Here is a 5,238-nt window from a genome sequence, read left to right as displayed (position 1 = left end):
CTTGAGCAGTGGTTCTCTGGCCTTCCCAACTACATCAAGGCTTATTTGCCAATTTCTCTCTGCGAAAGTTGAGTTAATGACAATCGGGCGCACTTATTGAATAAGTCAGTGTGCTTTTTCTTTGAACCGGCCAGATAAACAGAGGTGGCACTAAATTGCTTAAACGCATATTATACTGTTCCAATTGCAATTGAGAAGTTCAAGATGGTGAAGAAATTTTTGCTAAAATAAAGGCTCCAAAGTATTCTATCATGGTTGAAATCAAAGCATATCTAAATAAAGAAAGTAAAATTTTTTGTAAGGGTTGTTTCAATCAAACGAAGTAAATATGCTGCAATCGGGCACAATTGTGGAGAAACCCCAATTCAACCCCAAAAATGATTTTTCAACAAAATTCTTCATAATCGAAGAGAATTAGAAAAACCGCCAAATCCTTTGATCCACAAGGGGTTTGGCGGTTTTGCAAGTAGCGTCCCAGGAGAGATTCGAACTCCCGACCCACAGCTTAGAAGGCTGTTGCTCTATCCAGCTGAGCTACTGGGACATATTATTTTTAAAGACATTTTTTATTATAAGGCTGGCGCTTCGGAAAGTCAATAGTTTTTCGCAAAGTTATTATTGATTCTTTACCTTTTCGCCAGCCAAAATTTTATTTTCGCTTGATTGGTGCTTTTCTCTTAGCAAAAGTGTTAGAGGTACTGCGATAATCAGCGGAATAAGCGAAATTAAAAATACATCTCCCGCCGCTGCTGCTGAGGCTGCACTCAAATCTCCCCCCGCTTCCAAGCGGATGTTGGATCGGTAAGCAATCAAGCCGGAAAACAGCGCAATCGACAATGAAGCGATACACTGACGTGTCCAGTTGTTCAATGCTGAAGCATATCCAGCAACTTGAAGTGGAACAGCCGACATCCCTACATTGATAATTGGCATATTACAAAGAGCAATCCCCAAGTACCGGATAGATGTCCAAACAATGACATAGAGAGCAGTTGTTTCGATGGTTAGCTCTCCCATCATAAAAGTCCCTATAGCCATGACAATCAAACCTGCCATGATCAATGGCAATGGCCCAATCTTGTTATACAATTTTCCCGTGATAGGTGTAAAAAACGCCATGACAAAGGCCCCTGGCATCATGATAAGGCCTGTATGGAGCGCTCCCAAATTCAGTGAAGTCTGCAAAAAGATAGGAACTAGAAATGCTCCCGCGTACAACGCGATCGACAAAATCGCATTTAAAATAATTCCATAGGCAAATCTACGATGCTGAAACACAGAAAAATTTAAAAGTGGAAACTCTATCTTCAATTCCCTTTTTACGAATAGAAGAAGTAAGAACGCTCCTGCTCCAATTAAAGACAGTGTTTTGACATCTGTCCATCCCCATGTTCCTGCTTTTGCAAAAGCAGTTAACAATAGGATACTTCCTCCAAAAGAAAATCCCAATCCCCAGAAATCAAATGGTGTTTTCTCTCCCTTATCAGTATCCGGAAGGAATTTGACTGCTGCGATAATGGCCCCTGCGCTCACTGGAAGATTAAAATAAAACAACGCTCTCCAGTCAAAAATGTCAATAAGAAAGCCTGCCAGAACCGGACCGACAGCAGGGGCTAATGCTGAAGATAGGCTCCAAAGGCTTATTCCATAAGCCTGCCTGCTCTTGTCAATTGTTTGATAAATGAGTGTCATGGTTGCCGGCATCATGATGCCGCTAAAAACGCCTTGCATCATCCGTGCTATAATCAGCATTTCTATCGAACTTGATAAAATGCAAATGACTGAAAACAAGAAGAAACCTGATAAAGCGGCAATGTAGACTCGCTTATAGCCAAAGCGCGCTCCGAACCAGCCTGCTGATGGAGCCGCTGCACCTGCGGCAAGCATAAACCCTGTTACTGTCCATTGGGCAGTCGGAAGATGGGTAGAAAATTCTCCCATTATGGCTGGCACTGCGATGTTTACAGTTGACGTGTTCATAACCGCCAGAAAATTCCCAAAGAAAACAGCAGAGATAATGGACCAAAATGCTTTTTCACTGCTTCTGACTTCATTTGCCACCTTTTCACCTGATTTCTAATACGAACTAATCGTATTTTAACAGAATATGAAGCTCAGGTGTATCAAATCGCACTTAACTTCCAGTTTTACTTGGAAGAAAGCTTTTCGATGTATGGCTCCAGATTTTTCATAGCAGCCGCACGATGGCTCAATTCATTTTTCCTTTCGGGAGTCAGTTCTGCCATTGTTTTTCCTTCAGTCGGCACGAAAAAGATGGGATCGTATCCAAATCCTCCGGAACCTCTACGTTCATTCAGAATCTTGCCCTCACACGTGCCGTTAACAGTGACAGTTTCAAAGTTGGGGCCAGCTATAGCAAGAGCACAATAGAAGCGTGCTGTCCTTTCTTCGTCAGCAACGGCTTCTATTTCGTCCAAAACTTTATCAATATTATCTTCATCATTTTTTCCTGCCCCTGCATACCTAGCTGAAAAAACTCCTGGTCTCCCATCAAGAGCATCAATCACCAATCCGGAGTCATCTGCCACAGCGAATGAATTGGTAAGTTGGGCAATCGCCTCTGCCTTGATGATTGCATTTTCTTCAAAGGTTTCACCTGTTTCCTCAATGTCTGCTACATCCGGAAAATCAAGCAATGTCTTTACTTCCATACCATATTTTGAAAACAATTGCTCGAATTCCTTAGCTTTACCTTTATTTTTCGTTGCTATGATGACATTTTGCATGATTATTTTTCACTTCCTGCTGAATCTTCAGGTTTTGAGCCGATTTTTTCAGCCAATGCCCCAAGAGCTTCTTTTTGAATGGTTGATAGTTCCTTCATTCCTTTTTCGGCCGCAGCAAGCATTTCCTGCAGTTGGTTGGCTGTAAAAGTCGATTCTTCTCCCGTTCCCTGCAGTTCAACGAACTCTCCTGATCCGGTCATAACTACATTCATATCAACCAAAGCTGCGCTGTCTTCGATATAATTCAAATCCAAAATAACACCAGCCTCTTCAATAATTCCTACACTTGTTGCAGCTAGAAAATCTGTCACTGGGAAAGACGGCAATTCTTTTTCCTCGACCAGTTTGGCAACAGCCATCGTCAAGGCTACAAATGCACCCGTGATTGAAGCTGTTCTTGTCCCTCCATCTGCTTGAATAACATCACAGTCAATCCAGATGGTCCTTTCGCCAATCGCTTCAAGGTCAACAACTGCACGAAGGGCTCGTCCAATAAGCCGCTGGATTTCCATCGTTCTTCCTGATACTTTTCCCCTGGATGATTCCCTGATATTCCGCGTTTCCGTTGCCCTCGGCAACATGGAATACTCCGCTGAAATCCATCCTTTTCCTTCTCCTCTTAAAAAGGGCGGCACCCTGTCTTCAATACTTGCGGTACATATTACTTTTGTGTCTCCCACTGTAATCAAGACAGAACCTTCCGGATGCTTCAAATATCCGGTTTCAATATGTATGTTTCTTAATTCATCTGCTTTTCTTCCATCAACACGCAATGACAAATCCTCCTTAAAATACGCGTTTAAATAAGTTGCCAAACTAAAAAGCAAGGGCGAGACAGCGCAGTTTATGTTTTCAGATACAGGAACAAGCCATCAATGAGATTCGCCGCTTTAAAATTTGGTGACCTTTTAAACATCCTTTTAAAAAACAATAGAGGCGGCATGACCTATTTATGCCGGCCTCTTCGAGCTTATCTATAGTATAACAAATCTCTTGTAATTAATAACGTACTGCGTTAACTTTTTCTGGCCGGCTTACTGGAGCAGTCAACGGCTCACCCTTTTCATTTGCTACTTCAGCTTTTCCATCCACTAGAACTGAAACACTTTTAATGCCTTCTTGTTCTGTCAAAGATAAAACAAGAGATTGTAGGGCTGCATCCGTAATGATGCTCTTTTCGTCACTGCCAAAAATAGATTCATTGAAATTCAATGTGGCGACCTCATCTTCCACTTTAGGTGCTTCTAACAGTTTCACATCACCAGTTAATGCACTCGCCAGCCCTTTTATCATTCCTGGTCCATCCGCCAGCTCCTTAACCACCGCAGCAACATCATCCTGTTCTTTATTTGAAATACGGCGGGTGACTGGCACATAATAGACTTCATCATCAGCTTGCGCTAAATAATAAACGGTCACAGGTCGAGTATTCGTTATATCCACTGCTGTAGAATCATCCATGTTGATTCCATCCTGACGTGAAAGCCCCTCTTCACCAATCGGGGTTCCGCTTACAGGCATTTCATTTAATTGCTGTCCATTCATTCTTAATTCCACAGACTTTACGGATTCAAATTGTGTCAGAGTCCAGGTGACAGCCTGTAATATTTTCTTCTCATCTTTTGCATCGTAGGTCGCAAATTCCTCAGAGAAATCAACAATCGCCTTTCCATCTTTTATATCCACATCCACTGTTGTACCTGCTGGAAGGACTGTTCTGAAACCATTAGGCAAAATTTCCGCTACCGGACCATCTGCAACAAGATATTCCATAACCTGTTTAGCTGTACTTTCTGTTTTGGGAAGAGGAAGTGTCTGGGATACAACCATACCATTACGGTCAATCAAGTAAAGATCACGCATGACGGTATCCGCTTTTTCTTCCCCTGCTGTTTCTTTATCTGATGCTGTTTCTTTATCTGATGCTGTTTCCTTATCAGATGCTGTCTCTTCAAGTGCATTATCCAGGTCCTCACCTTCTTTTAAGTAAGATACATCCTGAGGCGGATCCAGTTTCTCCTTCCCTTTACCGAAAAGACCGCAGCCAGATATGAACGCACTTGCTGCCAATATCACAGCAACCGCGGCTATTTTCGCCCGTTTACACATTTGTACCCCTCCTAGAACAGTTTGTACTTTCATGTATACGAGCCGTATGTTTCATTTAGACCGCTTGACTTTATCTTTTTATTTAAGCACTGATGTCGATGCAGTAATTCAATAGGAAGGATTGGAAAATGGCAATGAAGGGGGCGTGCAATTATTTTGGATGTCGTATGATTTTACCGGCTTTCCGAACGGCAATGCTTCGATTTGAAACTTTTTCTCGATTTCCGTATAATGTTTTCGAAGTTCGCACGATATTTTCCTTTTTCGCTCGATAATTTTGGAGTTCGCACGATTATCCCGATTTTCGCTCGATTATTGCTATTTTCGCACAATTACCTTGTTTTTCGCACAATTACTGCGCAATTCGAACGATCCACACGTA

Annotated in this window: 4 protein-coding genes and 1 tRNA gene; all 5 read right to left on the bottom strand. The window is 42.2% G+C overall.

Annotated elements, in window-relative coordinates:
- Positions 1 to 470: 470 nt before the first annotated feature.
- Positions 471 to 544 (bottom strand) — tRNA-Arg (locus tag H9631_RS18700).
- 71 nt (positions 545 to 615) lie between these two features.
- Positions 616 to 2,061 (bottom strand): DHA2 family efflux MFS transporter permease subunit, encoded by a 1,446-nt coding sequence (locus H9631_RS18695; RefSeq protein WP_191815519.1) that lies wholly within the window; start codon positions 2,059 to 2,061, stop codon positions 616 to 618.
- Positions 2,062 to 2,147: 86 nt separating this feature from the next.
- The gene (locus H9631_RS18690; RefSeq protein WP_191815517.1) at positions 2,148 to 2,747 is read right to left on the bottom strand and encodes an XTP/dITP diphosphatase; all 600 of its coding nucleotides are present in this window, start codon (positions 2,745 to 2,747) and stop codon (positions 2,148 to 2,150) included.
- Between the two features lie 2 nt (positions 2,748 to 2,749).
- Positions 2,750 to 3,520: a ribonuclease PH gene (gene rph, locus H9631_RS18685; protein ID WP_191815515.1), complete on the bottom strand. Its 771-nt coding sequence runs from the start codon at positions 3,518 to 3,520 to the stop codon at positions 2,750 to 2,752.
- A 226-nt stretch (positions 3,521 to 3,746) separates the two neighbouring features.
- Positions 3,747 to 4,856: a GerMN domain-containing protein gene (locus tag H9631_RS18680; RefSeq protein ID WP_191815513.1), complete on the bottom strand. Its 1,110-nt coding sequence runs from the start codon at positions 4,854 to 4,856 to the stop codon at positions 3,747 to 3,749.
- Positions 4,857 to 5,238: the final 382 nt, after the last annotated feature.

The organism is Bacillus norwichensis, from assembly GCF_014836955.1.
GTDB classification, from domain to species: Bacteria; Bacillota; Bacilli; order Bacillales; family Bacillaceae_C; genus Siminovitchia; species Siminovitchia norwichensis.
Note: the sequence above shows the minus strand (reverse complement) of the source record. Positions and strands in the feature narration are given on the sequence as shown.

What these genes read in the sequence shown, in the direction of transcription:
- H9631_RS18680 (WP_191815513.1), bottom strand. Translation starts at nt 4,856, where the DNA reads ATGTGTAAACGGGCGAAAATAGCCGCGGTTGCTGTGATATTGGCAGCA.
- H9631_RS18690 (WP_191815517.1), bottom strand. Translation starts at nt 2,747, where the DNA reads ATGCAAAATGTCATCATAGCAACGAAAAATAAAGGTAAAGCTAAGGAA.